The sequence below is a fragment of the Actinoplanes hulinensis genome, from assembly GCF_019429605.1.
GTDB classification, from domain to species: Bacteria; Actinomycetota; Actinomycetes; order Mycobacteriales; family Micromonosporaceae; genus Actinoplanes; species Actinoplanes campanulatus.
The window spans coordinates 410,392-426,448 of the sequence record NZ_JAHXZI010000002.1 but is presented as its reverse complement, the minus strand read 5'-3'; the positions used below and the strand labels follow the sequence as shown (position 1 = coordinate 426,448).

General features: G+C 71.3%; 21 protein-coding genes. 11 read left to right on the top strand and 10 right to left on the bottom strand.

What is annotated here, in order from left to right; all coding sequences use genetic code 11:
• Positions 1–47: 47 nt before the first annotated feature.
• Together KZ829_RS05805 and KZ829_RS05800 are read right to left on the bottom strand one after the other, a co-directional pair.
• The gene (locus KZ829_RS05805) at positions 48–653 is read right to left on the bottom strand and encodes an LOG family protein (protein ID WP_220142780.1); all 606 of its coding nucleotides are present in this window, start codon (positions 651–653) and stop codon (positions 48–50) included.
• Between the two features lies 1 nt (position 654).
• On the bottom strand, positions 655–1,434 hold the full coding sequence (locus KZ829_RS05800; RefSeq protein WP_220142779.1) for an LOG family protein: 780 nt from the start codon (positions 1,432–1,434) through the stop codon (positions 655–657).
• A 173-nt stretch (positions 1,435–1,607) separates the two neighbouring features.
• Here KZ829_RS05800 and KZ829_RS05795 point away from each other — a divergent pair, with 173 nt between their 5' ends.
• Positions 1,608–1,778, top strand: coding sequence for a hypothetical protein (locus KZ829_RS05795; protein WP_220142778.1), 171 nt, complete (start codon positions 1,608–1,610; stop codon positions 1,776–1,778).
• Here the strand turns inward: KZ829_RS05795 and dapE are convergent.
• A complete protein-coding gene (gene dapE / locus KZ829_RS05790) occupies positions 1,775–2,845 on the bottom strand; it encodes a succinyl-diaminopimelate desuccinylase (RefSeq protein WP_220142777.1) in 1,071 nt (356 codons plus the stop codon). The genes KZ829_RS05795 and dapE overlap by 4 nt on opposite strands.
• Positions 2,846–2,911: 66 nt before the next feature.
• On the opposite strand from dapE, the gene dapD reads away from it, so the two are divergent.
• Positions 2,912–3,859, top strand: a complete 948-nt coding sequence (dapD, locus tag KZ829_RS05785; RefSeq protein WP_220142776.1) for a 2,3,4,5-tetrahydropyridine-2,6-dicarboxylate N-succinyltransferase — start codon at positions 2,912–2,914, stop codon at positions 3,857–3,859.
• On the opposite strand, the gene KZ829_RS05780 is transcribed toward dapD, so the two are convergent.
• Positions 3,856–4,680, bottom strand: a complete 825-nt coding sequence (locus KZ829_RS05780) for a LysR family transcriptional regulator ArgP (protein WP_220142775.1) — start codon at positions 4,678–4,680, stop codon at positions 3,856–3,858. The genes dapD and KZ829_RS05780 overlap by 4 nt on opposite strands.
• Before the next feature lie 70 nt (positions 4,681–4,750).
• On the opposite strand from KZ829_RS05780, the gene KZ829_RS05775 reads away from it, so the two are divergent.
• The 8 genes from KZ829_RS05775 (at position 4,751) to KZ829_RS05740 (ending at position 10,949) form a co-directional block, all read left to right on the top strand.
• A complete protein-coding gene (locus tag KZ829_RS05775) occupies positions 4,751–5,350 on the top strand; it encodes a LysE/ArgO family amino acid transporter (RefSeq protein WP_220142774.1) in 600 nt (199 codons plus the stop codon).
• Between the two features lie 47 nt (positions 5,351–5,397).
• Positions 5,398–6,438, top strand: coding sequence for a DNA polymerase III subunit beta family protein (locus KZ829_RS05770; RefSeq protein WP_220142898.1), 1,041 nt, complete (start codon positions 5,398–5,400; stop codon positions 6,436–6,438).
• A gap of 94 nt (positions 6,439–6,532) precedes the next feature.
• A complete protein-coding gene (locus tag KZ829_RS05765; protein ID WP_308285354.1) occupies positions 6,533–7,282 on the top strand; it encodes a class I SAM-dependent methyltransferase in 750 nt (249 codons plus the stop codon).
• A gap of 496 nt (positions 7,283–7,778) precedes the next feature.
• Positions 7,779–8,282, top strand: a complete 504-nt coding sequence (locus tag KZ829_RS05760; protein WP_220142773.1) for a hypothetical protein — start codon at positions 7,779–7,781, stop codon at positions 8,280–8,282.
• Positions 8,283–8,356: 74 nt separating this feature from the next.
• Positions 8,357–8,848: a hypothetical protein gene (locus KZ829_RS05755; RefSeq protein ID WP_220142772.1), complete on the top strand. Its 492-nt coding sequence runs from the start codon at positions 8,357–8,359 to the stop codon at positions 8,846–8,848.
• Entirely contained in the window at positions 8,838–9,293 is a 456-nt protein-coding gene (locus tag KZ829_RS05750) for a hypothetical protein (RefSeq protein ID WP_220142771.1), read from the top strand. The genes KZ829_RS05755 and KZ829_RS05750 overlap by 11 nt, the downstream gene beginning before the upstream one ends.
• A complete protein-coding gene (locus KZ829_RS05745; protein ID WP_220142770.1) occupies positions 9,290–9,982 on the top strand; it encodes a hypothetical protein in 693 nt (230 codons plus the stop codon). The genes KZ829_RS05750 and KZ829_RS05745 overlap by 4 nt, the downstream gene beginning before the upstream one ends.
• Before the next feature lie 370 nt (positions 9,983–10,352).
• Complete coding sequence (locus KZ829_RS05740; RefSeq protein WP_220142769.1) at positions 10,353–10,949, top strand: hypothetical protein; 597 nt, start codon at positions 10,353–10,355, stop codon at positions 10,947–10,949.
• A 25-nt stretch (positions 10,950–10,974) separates the two neighbouring features.
• Here KZ829_RS05740 and KZ829_RS05735 read toward each other — a convergent pair whose 3' ends face one another.
• The 3 genes from KZ829_RS05735 to fdxA are packed head-to-tail and all read right to left on the bottom strand — an operon-like array spanning position 10,975 to position 13,064.
• The gene (locus tag KZ829_RS05735) at positions 10,975–11,619 is read right to left on the bottom strand and encodes an SIMPL domain-containing protein (RefSeq protein WP_220142768.1); all 645 of its coding nucleotides are present in this window, start codon (positions 11,617–11,619) and stop codon (positions 10,975–10,977) included.
• Positions 11,620–11,634: 15 nt separating this feature from the next.
• The gene (gene dapC, locus KZ829_RS05730) at positions 11,635–12,741 is read right to left on the bottom strand and encodes a succinyldiaminopimelate transaminase (RefSeq protein WP_220142896.1); all 1,107 of its coding nucleotides are present in this window, start codon (positions 12,739–12,741) and stop codon (positions 11,635–11,637) included.
• Positions 12,738–13,064 carry a ferredoxin gene (gene fdxA, locus KZ829_RS05725; protein ID WP_220142767.1) on the bottom strand — a complete coding sequence of 109 codons (327 nt, stop codon included), beginning with the start codon at positions 13,062–13,064 and terminating at the stop codon, positions 12,738–12,740. Before fdxA ends, dapC begins: the two co-directional genes overlap by 4 nt.
• An 82-nt stretch (positions 13,065–13,146) precedes the next feature.
• On the opposite strand from fdxA, the gene KZ829_RS05720 reads away from it, so the two are divergent.
• Entirely contained in the window at positions 13,147–14,106 is a 960-nt protein-coding gene (locus KZ829_RS05720) for a GNAT family N-acetyltransferase (RefSeq protein ID WP_220142766.1), read from the top strand.
• Here the strand turns inward: KZ829_RS05720 and KZ829_RS05715 are convergent.
• Genes KZ829_RS05715 through mshB form a run of 3 tightly spaced genes read right to left on the bottom strand, consistent with a single transcriptional unit; the run spans position 14,103 to position 15,967 of the window.
• Positions 14,103–14,594 carry a hypothetical protein gene (locus KZ829_RS05715; protein WP_308285353.1) on the bottom strand — a complete coding sequence of 164 codons (492 nt, stop codon included), beginning with the start codon at positions 14,592–14,594 and terminating at the stop codon, positions 14,103–14,105. The two genes, KZ829_RS05720 and KZ829_RS05715, sit on opposite strands and share 4 nt — an antisense overlap.
• A 48-nt stretch (positions 14,595–14,642) precedes the next feature.
• A complete protein-coding gene (locus tag KZ829_RS05710; RefSeq protein ID WP_220142765.1) occupies positions 14,643–15,095 on the bottom strand; it encodes a hypothetical protein in 453 nt (150 codons plus the stop codon).
• A complete protein-coding gene (mshB, locus tag KZ829_RS05705; protein ID WP_220142764.1) occupies positions 15,092–15,967 on the bottom strand; it encodes an N-acetyl-1-D-myo-inositol-2-amino-2-deoxy-alpha-D-glucopyranoside deacetylase in 876 nt (291 codons plus the stop codon). The genes KZ829_RS05710 and mshB overlap by 4 nt, the downstream gene beginning before the upstream one ends.
• Positions 15,968–16,057: the final 90 nt, after the last annotated feature.

Sequence of the window (16,057 nt, the reverse complement as noted above, 5' to 3'; positions counted from 1 at the left end):
GAAGCGCATCGACCCCGGATTTCACGCCCGGAGGACCGATGCCGGGGTCAGGCGCCTTCGGCGGGGCTGGCCGTCCCGGAGGCCGTGCCGGACGGCGCGTCACGCGGGCCGGCCAGCGCGTTCTCGATCAGGTCGACGGCTTCCGGCACGGTACGCGCGACGAGCAGCAGCTCCATGGCGGCCGGCCGGACGAACTTCTGGTCGACGAGCGCACCGAGCCACCGGGTCAGCCCGTCGTAGAACCCGTCCGGGTCGAGCAGCACGATCGGCTTGCGATGCACGTCGAGGGTGGCGGTGGTCCAGACCTCGAACAGCTCGTCGAGGGTGCCGAGCCCACCGGGCAGCGTGATGAACGCGTCCGACCGGTCGATCATGACGGTCTTGCGGGTGCCCATGTCCCCGGTGACCTGGAGCTCGTCGGAGTCGTGGTCGGCGACCTCCAGGTCGACGAGGCACTGCGCGATGATGCCGAGGGTGTGCCCGCCGGCGGCTCGGGCGCCGTCGCCCACGGCGCCCATCATGCCGACCGAGCCGCCGCCGGAGACGAGCGTGTGCCCGCGTTCGGCGAGGATCCGGCCGGTCTCGGTGGCAAGGTCGAGCCAGCGCTGTTCGAGGGTGGTGGAGGAGGCGCAGAAGACGCAGATGTTCGCCATGTCAGCGGGGCTCGCTCGTCTCGGAGAGGACCGCCTCGGAGTCGATGATGATCCGGACGGCTTCGGCGACGTCGTCGGTGAGCTGGATGAGGTCGAGATCCATGGTGGATATCTTGCCCTCGCCGAGCATCCGGTCCTTCATCCAGTCGAGAAGCCCGCCCCAGTAGTCCGTGCCCATCAGGATCACCGGGAACCGGGTGACCTTCTTCGTCTGGACCAGCGTGATCGCCTCGAACAGCTCGTCCAGGGTGCCGAAGCCGCCGGGCAGGACCACGAAGGCCTGCGCGTACTTGACGAACATGGTCTTGCGGACGAAGAAGTAGCGGAAGTCGATGCCGACGTCGACCCAGCCGTTGAGGCCCTGTTCGAAGGGCAACTCGATGCCGAGCCCCACGGACATGCCGCCGGCTTCGGTGGCGCCCCGGTTGGCCGCCTCCATGACACCCGGCCCGCCGCCGGTGATGACCGCGTACCCCGCTTCGGCGAGCGCCGCGCCGAGACTCTCGGCGAGCTCGCACTCGTAGCTGCCGGGGGTGCTGCGGGCCGAACCGAAGACGCTCACCGCGGGCGGCAGGTCGGCAAGGGTGTCGAAGCCCTCGACGAACTCGGAGAGGATCCGCAGCGCCCGCCAGGCGTCCTTGGTCTTCCACTCCCCGCGGTGCGGGGAGTCGAGGAGTTTCTGGTCGGCCGTGCTCGGCGGAATGGAGTCGCGGCGCAGTGTGACGGCTCCGCGATGCCGTTCGGGGGCCGGTTGCGGTCGCCCGTTGGTGCTGTCCGTCATGCCACAAAGGTAGTGCGGAGGGTCGGCACCCGGTGAATATCGGGGCGCGTTTCGGCAAGAGGATTGCGACCCGCAGACCTTTTTGCCAGATTGAAGCAACCGACAGTGACTCTGACGCGTCTGTACTGTTACCGACCTGGCATCACCGGGCTCCCGGCGAAGGAGCAGTCACCATGACGAACCGACACGAGCGCCTCAGGATGCAGCGCCGGATCCGCCTGGTGCTGGAGGAGCGGCGGGCGGCTTTCGCGACGCGCGACGCCGAGCCGGCCGTCGACCCGGAGGCGACGATGGAGATCCCGCCACCGCAGCGTGCGGTGGGCCGGGTGACCGTGGAGTACTAACGGGCGAGCCACCGGTAGAGGGTGGCCGCCCCGTCACGGATCTTGCCGATCTCGACGTGCTCGTCCGGCGCGTGGGCGAGCGCCGGATCGCCGGGGCCGTAGTTGAGGGCCGGGATGCCGAGGGCCGCGAACCGGGCCACGTCGGTCCAGCCCAGCTTGGCGGCCGGTTCGATGCCGACGGCGGCGAGGAATTCGCGGGCCGGGGCGGCGTCGAGGCCGGGCCGGGCGCCGGGCGCCGAGTCGGTGATCTCCAGCTGGAACCCGTCGAAGACCTCGCGCAGGTGCTCGTGGGCCTGCTTCTCCGAGCGGTCCGGGGCGAACCGCAGGTTGACCTCGACGCCGCACTCGTCCGGTACGACGTTGCCGGCCACACCCCCGAAGATCCGCACAGCGTTGAGGCCCTCCCGGTAGGTGCAGCCGTCGATGGTCACGGTCCGCGGGTGGTACGCCTCCAGCCGCCGCAGCACCTCACCGGCCGCGTGGATGGCGTTGACCCCGCGCCAGGCCCGGGCGGTGTGCGCGCGCCGGCCCCGCAGGCTGACCTGCGCCGAGACCGTGCCCTGGCACCCGGCCTCCACCGTCCCGTACGTCGGTTCGAGCAGCACCGCGAGGTCGGCCTGGAGCCATTTGGGGTGCGCTCCGGTGACCAGGTTGAGCCCGTTGTGCTCGGACTCGATCTCCTCGGACTCGTAGAACAGGTAGGTGACGTCGTACCGGGGATCGGGCAGGGTGACGGCGAGGTGGAGGGCGAGGGCTACGCCGCCCTTCATGTCCGAGGTGCCGCAGCCGTAGATCAGGTCGTCGACGACGGTGGACGGCAGGTTGTCGTCGACCGGCACGGTGTCGAGGTGCCCGGCGAGGATGACCCGCTGGTCGCGGCCCAGTTTGGTCCGGGCCATCACCGTGTTTCCCACCCGGCGCACGGACAGGTGCCCGACCTTGCGGAGGGCGTCCTCCACGCAGTCGGCGATCACCTTCTCGTCCCGGGACACGGACTCGACGTCGACCAGCGCGCGGGTCAGCACAACCGGGTCGACCAGCACGTCCGGGGTGAGCGGGTTGGCCATGTGCGCACCATACCGGGGTGGCGCGAGGCTCCTGGTGGCTCATGTAGGTCCGGTAGGGTTTCGCTCGTGGAAACCCCGATCTCGACTTCGCCCGCCTGGGGCATCGGCCTCGCCACCGTCACCGCCGAGGGACAGGTTCTGGACACCTGGTTCCCGGCCGGGCACCTGGGTCTCGGCGAGGAGCCGGCCGACGTTCCGGTGCTGCCGGCCGGACTGACCGGCCCGAAGCTGCTGCCCGGACTGAGCACCGTCGAGGTGCGAGTGGTGGTCAAGTCGCTGGCCGACCCGATCGCCGACGCCTCCGACGCGTACCTGCGACTGCACCTGTTGTCGCACCGGCTGGTCCGGCCGAACGAGCTGAACCTGGACGGCATCTTCGGCAAGCTGGCCAACGTCGCCTGGACGTCGGCCGGCCCGTGCCCGCCGGAGCGGGTGGACGAGCTGCGTTTCCTGGAGCGCGCCGCCGGCCGTCAGCTGAGCGTCTTCGGGGTGGACAAGTTCCCGCGGATGACCGACTACGTGGTGCCCTCGGGTGTCCGGATCGCCGATTCCGACCGGGTGCGCCTCGGCGCCCACCTGGCCTCCGGGACGACGATCATGCAGGAGGGATTCGTCAACTTCAACGCGGGCACGCTCGGGACCTCGATGGTCGAGGGCCGGATCGTGCAGGGCGTGGTGGTCGGCGACGGCTCGGACATCGGCGGCGGCTCGTCGATCATGGGCACGCTCTCCGGCGGCGGCAAGGCGAAGGTGCGGATCGGCGAGCGCAGCCTGCTGGGCGCGAACGCGGGCGTCGGCATCTCGCTCGGTGACGACTGCGTGGTGGAGGCGGGCGTCTACATCACCGCAGCCTCCAAGATCACGCTGCCCGACGGCCGGGTGGTGAAGGCCATCGAGCTGTCCGGCGTGAACAACCTCCTGTTCTGGCGCAACTCGGTCTCCGGCGCCCTGGAGGCCCGTCCCCGCAAGGGCACCGGCATCGAGCTGAACTCGGCTCTGCACGCCAACGACTAGTCCCTGATCAGCGCTTGGGCGGCCGCCGTGCGAACGGCGGCCGTCAGTGTGTCCAGGGATTTCGAGGAGAGCCGCCAGCACTGCCAGTAGAGCGGGACGTCCAGGTGCCGGCCGGGCCGGACCTCCACGAGGCTGCCGGCGGCGAGATGTTTCCGGGCCTCCTGCTCGTAGAGCATCCCCCAGCCCAGGCCGAGCAGCAGGGCGTGGTTGAAGCTCGCGGTGGCCGGGATGTAGTGGACCGGTGGGTCGTACCGGGCGGTCAGGAAGCGGTGCTGGATCCGGTCCTTGCGGTTGAAGGCGAGCAGCGGCGTCCGGTTCAGGTCGGTGGTGTCCAGGCCGGGCGCGGCCACCGCGAGGTACCGCATGACACCCAGCCGCTCCACCCGGCAGCCCTGGACCGGCTGGTGGTCGGCGGTCACGGCGGCCATCGCGGTGCCGTTGCGCAGCAGGTCGGCGGTGTGCTCCTGGTCGTCGGTGTGCAGTTCGAAGAGCACGCCGGGCACCTGCTGGAGCACCGGGAGGAACCAGCTGTCCAGCGAGTCGGCGTTGACCACCACGGAGAGCCGGGTGTCATCGCGGGCCTGGTCCAGCGCCTCCCGTTCGAGCAGGGCCACCTGGCCGGCGAACCGGACCAGCGCCGCGCCCGCGGTGGTCGCCGTGCACGGTTTCGCGCGGCGCACCAGCACCTGGCCGACGGCCTGCTCCAGCGCCTTGATCCGCTGACTGACCGCGGACGGCGTGACGTGCAGCACTCGTGCCGCCGCCTCGAAACTGCCCTCCTCGACCACCGCCAGGAAGGTCGCCAACTGCACCTGGTCCACGTTAGGAAAACTAATCCATCCTCAAAATGATTAGCTGGAGACACGCGTGGGTGGTGGCTAGCGTCGAGGCATGTTCGCCTCCGCTTTCGCCGGTTTTGTCGCCTCCGCTGTGCTGATCATCGCGATCGGAGCCCAGAACGCGTTCGTCCTGCGTCAAGGGCTGCGCCGGGAACACGTACTCCCGGTGGTCCTGACCTGTGCCCTCTCCGACCTCGCGCTGATCTCCGCGGGTATCGCCGGGCTCGGCGCGGTCCTGACCGCGCGTCCCGAGCTGATCTCGGCGATCCGCTGGGCCGGCGCCGCGTTCCTGCTCGGCTACGCGGTGCTCGCCGCGCGCCGCGCGATGCGCCCGGAGGTCCTCGATCCGGCCGGGAAGGCGCCGGCCACGCTGCGCGCCACCCTGCTCACCTGCCTCGCCCTGACCTACCTCAACCCGCACGTCTACCTGGACACCGTGCTGCTGCTCGGTTCGGTGGCGCAGCAGCATCCGCACCGGTGGCTGTTCGGGCTGGGCGCGGCCGCCGCCAGCCTGACCTGGTTCGTCGGCCTCGGCCTGGGCGCGCGCCGGCTGGCCCCGGTACTCGCCCGGCCCGCCTCGTGGCGGGTGCTCGACGGATCGATCGCACTGGTCATGGCCACTCTCGGCATCACACTGATCGTGCAAGCTTGACTCTCCACCAGGTGGAGACACCAGGGTTCAGTGATGTGGAGAGCGACATGCGAGGCATCGGCGAGGCGGCCCGGGCGAGTGGGCTGAGCGTCAGCGCGCTGCGGTTCTACGACGGCGCGGGCGTGCTGATCCCGGCCGCCGTGGACCCGGTCACCGGCTATCGCCGGTACACCGCGGAGCAGATCAGAGCCGCCCGGCTCATCGCCGGCCTGCGGCGGGTGGGCATGCCCGTCGCCGAGATCGCGGATGTGGTGCGAGACCTCGACGACCCCGCTTCGGTACGGGTGAGGCTGGACGATCACCTGGCCCGTCTGGAGGCAGGTCTCGCCGATGCCAGACGTGAGCTCCTCCGCCTGCACACCCTGCTCGACCTGGAGGAGAACCTGATGACCCGCATCACCCTGTCCGCCGCCGACCTGTCCGCGGCCCTCGACGCCGTGCTGTTCGCCGCGGTGGGCGCCACCGACCCGATGCCGGCCGGCGTGCTCGCCGAGACCGGCGACGGCGACGTCACACTGGTCGCCACCGACCGCTACCGGATCGCCGTGGCCACCACCCCGGCCACCGTGGAGGGCTCGGCCGCCCGGCTGTTCCTCCCCCTCGACCTGGCCCGGGACCTGCGCGGCCTCGGCGGCGGTGAGGTCACACTGGACCTGACCGCCGACCGGGTGACCGCGCGCGCCGGCGACCGGACCGTCGAGGGCAAACCACTCGACCTGGAGTTCCCGGACTGGCGGCGGCTGATCGCGACCGGCCCGGAGAGCCGCCGGGTCACCGTCGACGTGGCCGAGCTGCGGGGCCTGCTCGACGGCGCCCCGGTGATCGACCGCGAGCACGAGGGCCGGGCGTACCCGGTCTCCGTCCTCACCGTCGACCCGGCCGGCGGCGTGCGGTTCGCCGGCGCCGACGAGTGGGCCGCCGACACCGGAACGCACGTCGCGGTGAACCGGGAGTTCCTGCTCGAGGCGCTGGACGCGGGCGGGGCCGGGCAACTGGTGCTGGAGCTGGACGGCCCGGTCCGCCCCCTGGCGCTCCGGGGTCTGAGCAGCGAATCCCGTTTCTCGCTCCTCATGCCGGTCCGCCACTGACTCTGGTAACCGTTCAGCCACAGTCCGGCACCGGTCCTGGAAAGGCCGTGGGATCGAGTCGCTGTTCAACAGGGTGTGCGGATACTTTCGGTCCGTGCGCAGCAACCGGCAGGAGGAAGAGCTCAACGCCGCGACCGCCGGCGCCTCCATGACCGGGTGGGAGTTCGCCTGGCTGGACGGCCTGGCCGTGGCGTCGGAGCCGTCCTGGTCGTACCTCGAACTGGTCCGGCCGCTGATGCGCCGCGCCACGAGCGTCCTCGACCTCGACACCGGCGGCGGTGAGCTGCTCGCCGAGCTGGCCCCGCTGCCGCCGCACACCGTCGCGGTGGAGACGTGGGCGCGCAACACTCCGGCCGCCCGCGAGCGGCTCACCCCGTTCGGGGTCGAGGTCCAGACCGAGCTGCCGTCCGAGGAGAACGAGTTCGACCTGGTGCTGAGCCGGCACGGGCGGTTGCCCGTGGCCGACATCGCCCGGCTGCTCAAGCCCGGCGGCGTGCTGCTCACCCAGCAGGTGGGCAGCGCCGACCTGGCCGATCTCAACGTCGCCCTCGGCGCCCCGCCCCCGCATCCGCGGCGGTGGGACGCCGAGGTGGCGGTGGCCGCGCTCCAGTCGGCCGGGCTGCGGGTCACCGAGGTGCGGGAGGAGCATCCGCTCCTCACCTTCCGGGACATCGTCGCGGTGGTCCATCATCTGCGCACGGTGCCCTGGCAGATCCGCGACTTCACCCCACATCGGTACGAGCGGGAGCTCGGCCGTTTGTCGGCCCTCATCCGGACCCGGGGCGAATTCGTGGTGCGGGCGCACCGGTTCCTGGTCCGGGCCGAGCGCCCGACAGAGGCATAGGTCGCAAGCCTCTTTCAGGGGAATGGCTCCGCCGTCGGGTGACCCGTTCGGGTTCCGGATCGGGAAATCCCTTTCCGGAAAGCGCGTGGATTCGGCCCGAAACTTCACGTTTCAAGCTTCGATCCGGGCCGTCCAGGGCAGATGTGTGACCTGAACCCGGTTCGGGCTTGCCTCCGCCCCGAACGCCTGGCTGCGGCCATGCCCCCAGGTGGACGCGGGTTTCGTGGATCTCCGCGGCGGTCCGCTGTGGCCGGTGCGGTGAACGCCGTCACGCCTGCGGGGTAACCGGGACGGATCGCGTCCGCCGCCGTCTCGCATGCAACAGCCGGACGGTACGGACGATCGCCGGGTGGGAACGGGTCAGCCATCTTTGTCGCAGCGCCGGGTGGCCTTGTGGCCCCGGTGACATCCGATTAACGACGTGCACCCCGAAACGGTCGCTCACGACTCGTCCGGGTGTGGCGCTCGCCTACCCCGTTCCAGGAGGAACCTCCCCATGCCCAAGTACACCAAGCGTTCCGCAGCCATCATCACCGCCGGCATCGTGGTCGTCGGCGGAGCGGGCGCCGCGTACGCCTGGACGCTCAAGGGCTCCGGCTCCGCATCGGCCACGGCGAGTTCGGTCGCTGCACTCACCGTCTCCGAAGTCTCCTCCACCCCGCTGGTTCCGGGCACGCTGGCCGACGTCAAGTTCAAGGTGAGCAACCCCAACGCCTTCCCGGTCGAGATCACGGGCGCCGCCTTCAAGGAGGTCACGAGCAACACGGCGGGCTGCGACAGCAAGTTCGTCGAGATCCTTGAGGGTGAGCTGCCCAAGAAGGCGGAGGATGTCACCGTTCCGGAGAAGAAGGGCCAGGCCAACGGCACGTTGGACATCACCTTCGCCAAGTCGTTGAAGCTCAAGAACAACGCGCCGAACGAGTGCATCGGCGCGAAGTTCACCTTCGCCGTGACGGTCGACGCGCAGACCGTCGGCCACCAGGGTCCCGGCAACAACTGAGCCACCGAGGGAGGGCCTCCGGAGGGAGGTCCTCCCGCTTCGCGTTCTCCCTTCGACAGACAGGAAGTGGCAACGTGCGCGGTTGGGGCCTGCGAACCCGATCCGTTCTCGCGGTGGTCGCCACCACCGCACTGGTGGCGGCCGGTGGGGCGGCATGGGCGTGGAGTCTCGGCGGATCCGGCACCGGATCCGCCAGCGCGGCGACCGTCGTCGAACTGAAGCTCAGCGCGCGGCCCGACCCGAAGGCTCCACTCCGTCCAGGAGTGGTCACCGACCTCAGCGTCACGGTCCGCAACGACAACCTCTTCCCCATCCGCGTCACCGCGATCCGCCCGGGCAGCGGCCCCACCCAGGTGGACCAGGCACATCGCGACGCCGGTTGCCTTCGCTCCGGTGTCTCGCTGACCCGGCAGGGCTTCGGCGTCTCGTGGCGGGTGCCGGCCGGGGCCAGCCGCGGATTCGTGATCTCGGAGGCCATCCAGATGACGAACGACTCCGACAACGCGTGTCAGGGCGCCACCTTCACCGTGCCGCTGAGCGCCGGCGGAGTGAACGATGATGCTTGACCTCCGCCGCGCCCTGACGGTCAAACGGTGGGTGGCCGGCGGAACGGCCGTGGCCTGCGTCTGGGCCACGGCCGGTTCGCATGGGTCCGAGTTCACGCCGGTCGGGACCTACACGTTCGCCGTCGACGGGACCCCGGTGCGGGACCTCCATCCAGGCGCCACCGCGCGGACCCGGGTGACCGTGGTGAATCCGTTCCCGTTCCTGATCAGGGTGCACTCGATCGACGCGCGGCTGTCCTCGGCATCGGCGCGGCGCTGCAAGCCGGTGGAGAGCAACCTTCGGGTCGGCCCCCACCGCGGAAGGCTGCCGCTGACCGTGCCGGCACACGGACGCCGAAGTGCTGGAGAGTTCGAGGTCATGATGCCGAACACGGCAGCCGACACGTGCCAGAGCGCGACATTCCGCCTGGCGCTCACCGCCACCGCGACAGAGGTGAAGCGATGAGGCGGCAGACCGCGGCGCTGATCGTCGCGGCCGGAGCGCTGGGGGCGATCGCGGTGGGCGGCGGGCTCAGCGCATGGGCGGACTGGTCGGTCGGCACCACCTCCGGGCAGGTGGTCTCCACGGGGGACACCTTGCCGGGCATGAAGAAGCCGGTGGTGGAGCTGGCCGGTGGGGTGCCGAGGGTGAGCTGGGAGGCGGTCGAGTTCGGGTCGGGGCAGGCGGTCGGCGGGTTTGTCGTGTTCCGGCATGACGGTGGCGACCGGCTTGCGGTGTGCCGGGGTCCGGCCACCAAGCTGACGTGCACCGATGACAAGGCCGAGGCGGGGCGGGCGGTGACCTACACGGTGGCCGCGATCGCCGGGGACCACTGGACCGGGCCGGCCAGCCCGATCAGCGACCTGGTCATCCGGCCGGGCGGACCGGGCGCCGCGAGTCTCGCGGCGGGATCGCCCACGCCGTCCGCGACGCCCGAGACCGGCCGTGCGGGAGAGGACGGGACCGGTAGGACCGAGGCCGGAAGGACCGTGCAACCGACCGCGAGCCCCAGCGGGACGGCGCCGGAGACCTCGGCGTCACCCTCCGCGGCGGCTTCGCCTTCACCGTCGACGCCGGGAAAGGCCGGATCGGGCGGCGCGAACTCGCCCGCGGTGAACCCGGGGAAGGCCGGGTCAGGCGGCGCGAAGCCGTAGTGAGCGCGGGAGAGGCCGGATACGGCGGCGCGAGGCCGGCCAGTGAGCCCGTCCGCTGTGAAGTGGTCTCCGCGGCGGGCGGGTGACGCGCGCCAGAGCTGGATCGACCGGCTGGCGGCAGCCGGGCCCGCGGTCGCGGGGGCAGTGGCGCGGCCCGATTCCCTCACCCCGCTGGGGTAAACCGGATGGGCAGACCTGTCCGATTTATGCGCCAGAAGGGCGGACGGAAAACCGATCACATCGGACATCTCTATCGGGGAACGTTGTATGAGCGCCGAACCCGGCATCATTTCCACCGGCCTTCGAGGAGGACGAGCCGCATGTCCGACCTGAGCGATTCCCGCGCGGCTACCACCACCGAGGTCGTTTCGTGAATCGGCGCGACGTCCTGTCCGGTTTTCCCGAGGATGCCCACCTGGAACTCGATGCGGTTGATCATGAGGAACCCACCTGGGAGTTGCGGCAGCCCCGGGCACGGGGCCGGTTCGATCGGCGGTCCCGCGTCATCCTCGGCGCCGCCGCGGTCGCCGCGGTGCTCGCCAATGCCGGGGCGGCCTGGGCCTACTGGCGGTTCCGGGGGCCGGAGACCGAACCGCTGCCGCCGGCCGCGACCAGTGTGGAGATGGCGCTGACCGGGAAGTCGGACAACAGCTTGCCGCTGCTGCCCGGCGAGACCGGCGATCTGACGGTCACGGTGACGAACCAGCATGCGGTGCCGGTGCGCATCACCACGATCATGGCGGCGCCCGGCCAGGTGGTCGCGGATTTCGAGCATCGGGAGGCTGGCTGCGTGAATCCGCCGGTGGAGATCACCCGGGAGAGCTTCGCGGTGTCGTGGGAGGTGCCACGGAACACGATCGGAGCGTTCCCGGTGGACGGGGCGCTGTCCATGGGGGCGAACGCTCCGGCGGCCTGCCGTGGGGCCACCTTCACCGTTCCGGTGCGCGCGCACGCCGTACACCCATAGGGGGTCGCTTGCCGGAAGTGCCGGGTCAGGCCGGCGGCAGGGTCGGCTCGGTGATGGTGACCCGCAGCAGCACCCGCGCCTCGACGGTCTGCCGCTCGGGCGACAGATCGAAGCCGCCGGTGTCCTCGGCGGCACCGCCGGCAAAGGCGGCCCGCATCATCGGGTGCCCGCCGGCCGTGTCGGCGTCGGCGATCTCGAGGATCCGGTCCAGCTCGGAGCCGACCGCCGCGGCGTACTCCCGGGCGCGGGTCAGGGCGTCGGCGACCGCCTCCCGGCGCACGTCGGCGCCGGCCCGGCTGCCCGGGCGCAGCTGCCACCAGGGGCCGGAGATGGAGATCAGCTCCTCGCCGGCGAGCTGGTAGAGCAGCTCGCCGAGGGGCTCGAAGTCGGTGACGGTCACGGTCGTGGTGATCGATCCCTGGTACGCCTCGGCGCGCCGGCCGCGCCGGTTGTACTCCGGGTGCATCTGCAGGCCGGTGGTCTCCCGGCGCTCGACGGCCTGGGCGTACCGGTCGAGGAGGGCCGACGCCTCGGTCGCCCGCTGGTTGATGCGGGCGACCAGGGCGGCCTTGTCCCGGTCCACCGCGGAGACCGTCACGGTGAAGACGGCCTGCTCCGGTGGGACCTCACGGCGCGCCTCGCCGTGGACGGTGACGATCGTCTTCTCCACGGCGGGGCGCCCCTCTCAGTCGGTGAACGGCTCCGCGAGGCGGTCGGCCGCGGCCGCCACCCGCTCGTCGGTCGCGGTCATGGCGATCCGCACGTGGCGTGCGGCCGCCGGACCGTAGAAGGCGCCGGGCGCGGCAAGGATGCCGCGCCGGGCGAGCCGGTCCACGGTCGCCCAGCAGTCCTCGTCGCGGGTCGCCCACAGGTAGAGGCCCGCCTCCGAGTGGCTGATCTCGAAGCCGGCCTTGGTGAGGGCGGTCCGCAGGGTGTCGCGCCGGGCCGCGTAGCGGGCACGCTGGTCGGCGACGTGCGTCTCGTCGGTCAGCGCCGCGATCATGGCCGCCTGCACCGGCGCCGGGACGATCATGCCGGCGTGTTTGCGCACCGCCAGCAGCTCGGCGACCAGCGCCGGGTCGCCGCCGACGAACCCGGCGCGGTAGCCGGCCAGGTTGGAGCGCTTGGAGAGCGAGTGCACGGCCAGCACACCGGTGTGGTCGCCGCCGGTCACCTCGTCGGCGAGCACCGAGACCGGGGTGGTCTCCCAGCCCAGCGACAGGTAGCACTCGTCGCTGACCACGGTGACCCCACGCTCGCGTGCCCAGTCGACCACTTTGCGCAGGTGCGCCGCGGGGAGCACCCGGCCGGTCGGGTTGGACGGTGAGTTGATCCAGATCAGCTTGACCCGCCGGTCCGGGCCGACCGCGGTGAGCGAGTCGGACCGGATCACCTCGGCGCCGGCCAGCCGGGCGCCCACCTCGTACGTCGGGTAGCAGACCGAGGGGATGACCACCACGTCGCCGGGGCGGACCCCGAGCAGGGTGGGCAGCCAGGCGACCAGCTCCTTGGAGCCGATCGTGGGCAGCACACCCGGCTCACCGGTCGTGCCGCACGCGCGGGCCAGCCAGCCCGCGATGGCGGCGCGCAACGCCGGCGTGCCCGCGGTCAGCGGGTAGCCGGGCGAGTCCGAGGTGGCGGACAGCGCCTCCTGGACGGCCGGCGGGACCGGGTCGACGGGGGTGCCGACCGACAGGTCCACGATGCCGTCCGGGTGGGCGGCCGCGAGGGTCTTGGCCGGCTCCAGCAGGTCCCAGGGGAAGTCCGGCAGAGCCGACGAGAGGGCGCTCAGTGTGCGTCCCCGCGCGGCGGCTGGGCGGCCACGAACGTCGCGTCCTTCTCGATCTTGCCGACCTTGGAGGCGCCACCGGGCGAACCGAGGTCCTCGAAGAACTCGTAGTTCGCGTTCGTGTAGTCCTTCCACTGCTCCGGGACGTCGTCCTCGTAGAAGATCGCCTCGACCGGGCAGACCGGCTCGCAGGCCCCGCAGTCGACGCACTCATCGGGGTGGATGTAGAGCATCCGGTTGCCCTCGTAGATGCAGTCGACCGGGCACTCCTCGATGCATGCCTTGTCGAGAACATCGAGGCAGGGCTCAGCGATGATGTAGGTCACTGGTCTTTCCCTTCAAAGCCACGCCGCGGAACCGCCGACGACAAATTGCAGAGCCTAGTATTCCTGCCGAAGGGGGTAATGCGTGCTCCGACAGCAGGATGTGGGACACCGGGTGGTGGTACGGCGAATTGTAGGCGTAACCGGGGACCGCACGCTCTTCACGGATGCGCTCGGTGAACTCGTCGACCTCACCGAGACCGATCTCACACTGGCGACGGCCAAGGGCACGCTCCGGGTGCCGCTGCGCGAGGTGCACCGGGCCAAGCGGGTGCCACCGGCCCGCCGTCCGCACGCGGCCGCGGTGATCGCCCTGGAGACGGCCGCCGACGAGGCGTGGCCCGCTCCGGTCCGGTCCCGGCTGGGCGGCTGGATCCTGCGGGCCGCGGACAACTGGACCGGCCGGGCCAACTCGGCGCTCCCGGTCGGCGATCCGGACCGCCCGTTGGAGGCGGCCATCGACGCGGTGGTGAAGTGGTACCACGACCACGGCCAGCAGCCCCTGATCAACGCGCCCATGCCGCTCGCCGCGCCGGTGAACTCGGCGCTCGACGAGCGCGGCTGGACGAGCCGGCCGCTGACCCTGGTGCAGACCGCGCCGCTGGCGCCGTTGCTCGCCACGCCGGCCGCCGCCGGGCTGCCGCCGGTGGAGCTGGCCGACGCGGCCGGTGACGACTGGTACGCGATGGTCGCCGAGCACAAGGGCACTCTGCCGGCGGCCGCGATCCGCATTCTGAACGGCGTACCGGAAAGGGTCTTCGCTCAGATCCGCGACGCGGAGGGTGACCTGGTCGCGGTGGCCCGGGGCGCGGTGACCGGTCCGGATCGCTGGCTCGGCGTGTCGCTGTTGCAGACCGCGCCGGCCGCCCGCCGGCAGGGCCTGGGGCGGCACGTGATGCGCGGGCTCGCGCAGTGGGCCGCGCAGCGTGGCGCGACCCGCGCCTATCTACAGGTGGAGGAGCGGAACACGGCGGCCGTGGCGCTCTACGGGCGGCTCGGGTTCAGCACCCATCACACCTATCTGACCCGGGAAGCGCCCGGCTAGCGGCCGACGACCCGGCGGGGGCGGCTCTTGCGGGCCTCGGTGAAGGCCTTCAGCGCGCGGGAGCGGTAGTCGCGGCCCAGCATGACGGCGGTCCAGAAGCCGAGCAGTGTCCCGGCGACGGCGCAGGCGCCGTAGATCCAGATCTGGGCGAAGAAGTCGCCGGCGCCGTCGGCGAACGGGCCGTGGCCGCTCAGGAACGGTCCCACCAGGACGGTCAGGAGCATGCCGCCGAGCGCGCCGAACGCCACGTCGGGCAGCCAGCCGGACGGCCTCTCCCGCTGCGAGCGGACGAAGGTGAGCACCGCGAGGGCCAGCGCGATCACCGTGAACATGACGATCGTGGCCCTGCCCTGGGCGGAGTCGGCGCCGTCGAACGCGAAGCGGATCACCAGCCGGGCCACCGCGTTGATCGCGAACAGGCCGAGCGCCAGCGCCGTGATCCTGAACCAGCGCTGCTGCCTCATCTCGTCCTCCAGGGGGAATCGCACCGTGTGAATGTTCCGCCGGACATCTTCGCGGATGGCACCCGGTGATTCCTAGAGGGTGCCTGAGAGTCCGCTGTCAGTCGTTGCCGGAACGGGCGGCGGTTTCAGGATCAATCGGTACGAGAACATGGCGAATGTCAGGCTGCCGGCCACCATCGTCACGAGGAACACCCAGTTCGCCCCGCCGACCAGATAGTCGCCGCCGTCCGTGCGGACGCCCGAGGCGGCCAGCATGATCAGCGTCCACAGGGCCCAGGGAAGGGCCACCGCCCAGCGGCCGACCGTGGTGAGGGCGAACCAGGCGAGCGCCAGGTTGGCCCCGACCGCCAGCGGGACGGCCAGCGGCAGTGGGAAGCCGCTCCCCTCGTACGGTGAGTCGCCGGCCAGCAGCGAGCCGACCGCACCCACCCGCAGGGCGCTGAGCTGCATCTCGAGGAACGCGGTGACCACCGTGGCGACGACCACCACGGTGATCCCCGCGGCCCGGGTCGCGGTGGAGATCATCGGTCGCCCGTGTCGATGCCGGCGAACAGGTCGCTCTCCCAGCCGTGCGGGCCGGAGGCGGGGCCGCGCTCGCCCTTGACCAGCGTGTAGTACTCCACGCCCATGAACTCGCCGCCGAAGTCGCCGGCGATCCCGTACAGCCAGGAGTTGTCCGGGATCTGGGTGGCGTGGGCGCGCATCGCCGCGGTCTTCTTGGCGTAGTGGTCGGTGCCGTCGATGCGGGCCGCGATCTCCGCGTCCGGCGTGCCGAACGGCAGGTCCTCGGGCTTCTCCACCTCGGCGAACGGGTTGCTCTCCGAACCGCGGAACGCCTCCATGCCGTCGACCAGCACGCTCAGCGGCATGGCGGTCCAGTAGATCTTCTCCGGGCCGTCCGGGCCGGCCAGCTCGGCGGCGCGCATCGCGACCCGGTGGGCCTGGATGTGGTCCGGGTGACCGTAGAAGCCGTTCTCGTCGTAGGTGATCATGACCTGCGGGCGGATCTCCCGCATGATCTCGACCAGGTGGGCGGCCGCCTCGTCCAGGTCGGCGCCCCAGAACGCGCGGGGGTGCTGGTTCGTCGGCAGGCCCATCATCCCGGAGTCACGGTATCGCCCCGGACCGCCCAGCATCCGGTGGTCGGTGACGCCGAGCGCCGTACAGGCCCGCTCCCACTCGACCAGGCGGTAACCGCCCAGCTGGTCCGCGTGCGCCGCGCCGAGCCGGGCCAGATCCGGCACGTGGATCTCGCCCTCCTCACCGAGGGTGCAGGTGACCAGGGTCACGTGGGCGCCGGCGGAGACGTAGTGCGCCATGGTCGCGCCGGTACCGATGACCTCGTCGTCAGGGTGGGCGTGCACCAGCAGCAGGCGGCGGGCTGGAAGGTCAGTCACGGCGGATACTGTACGCGCGACCAGCGCCGAACTCGCTTCACCAGCCCGCGGTTTGCCCGGCGCGAGTCGCCCTTGATCGGCGATGCTGGG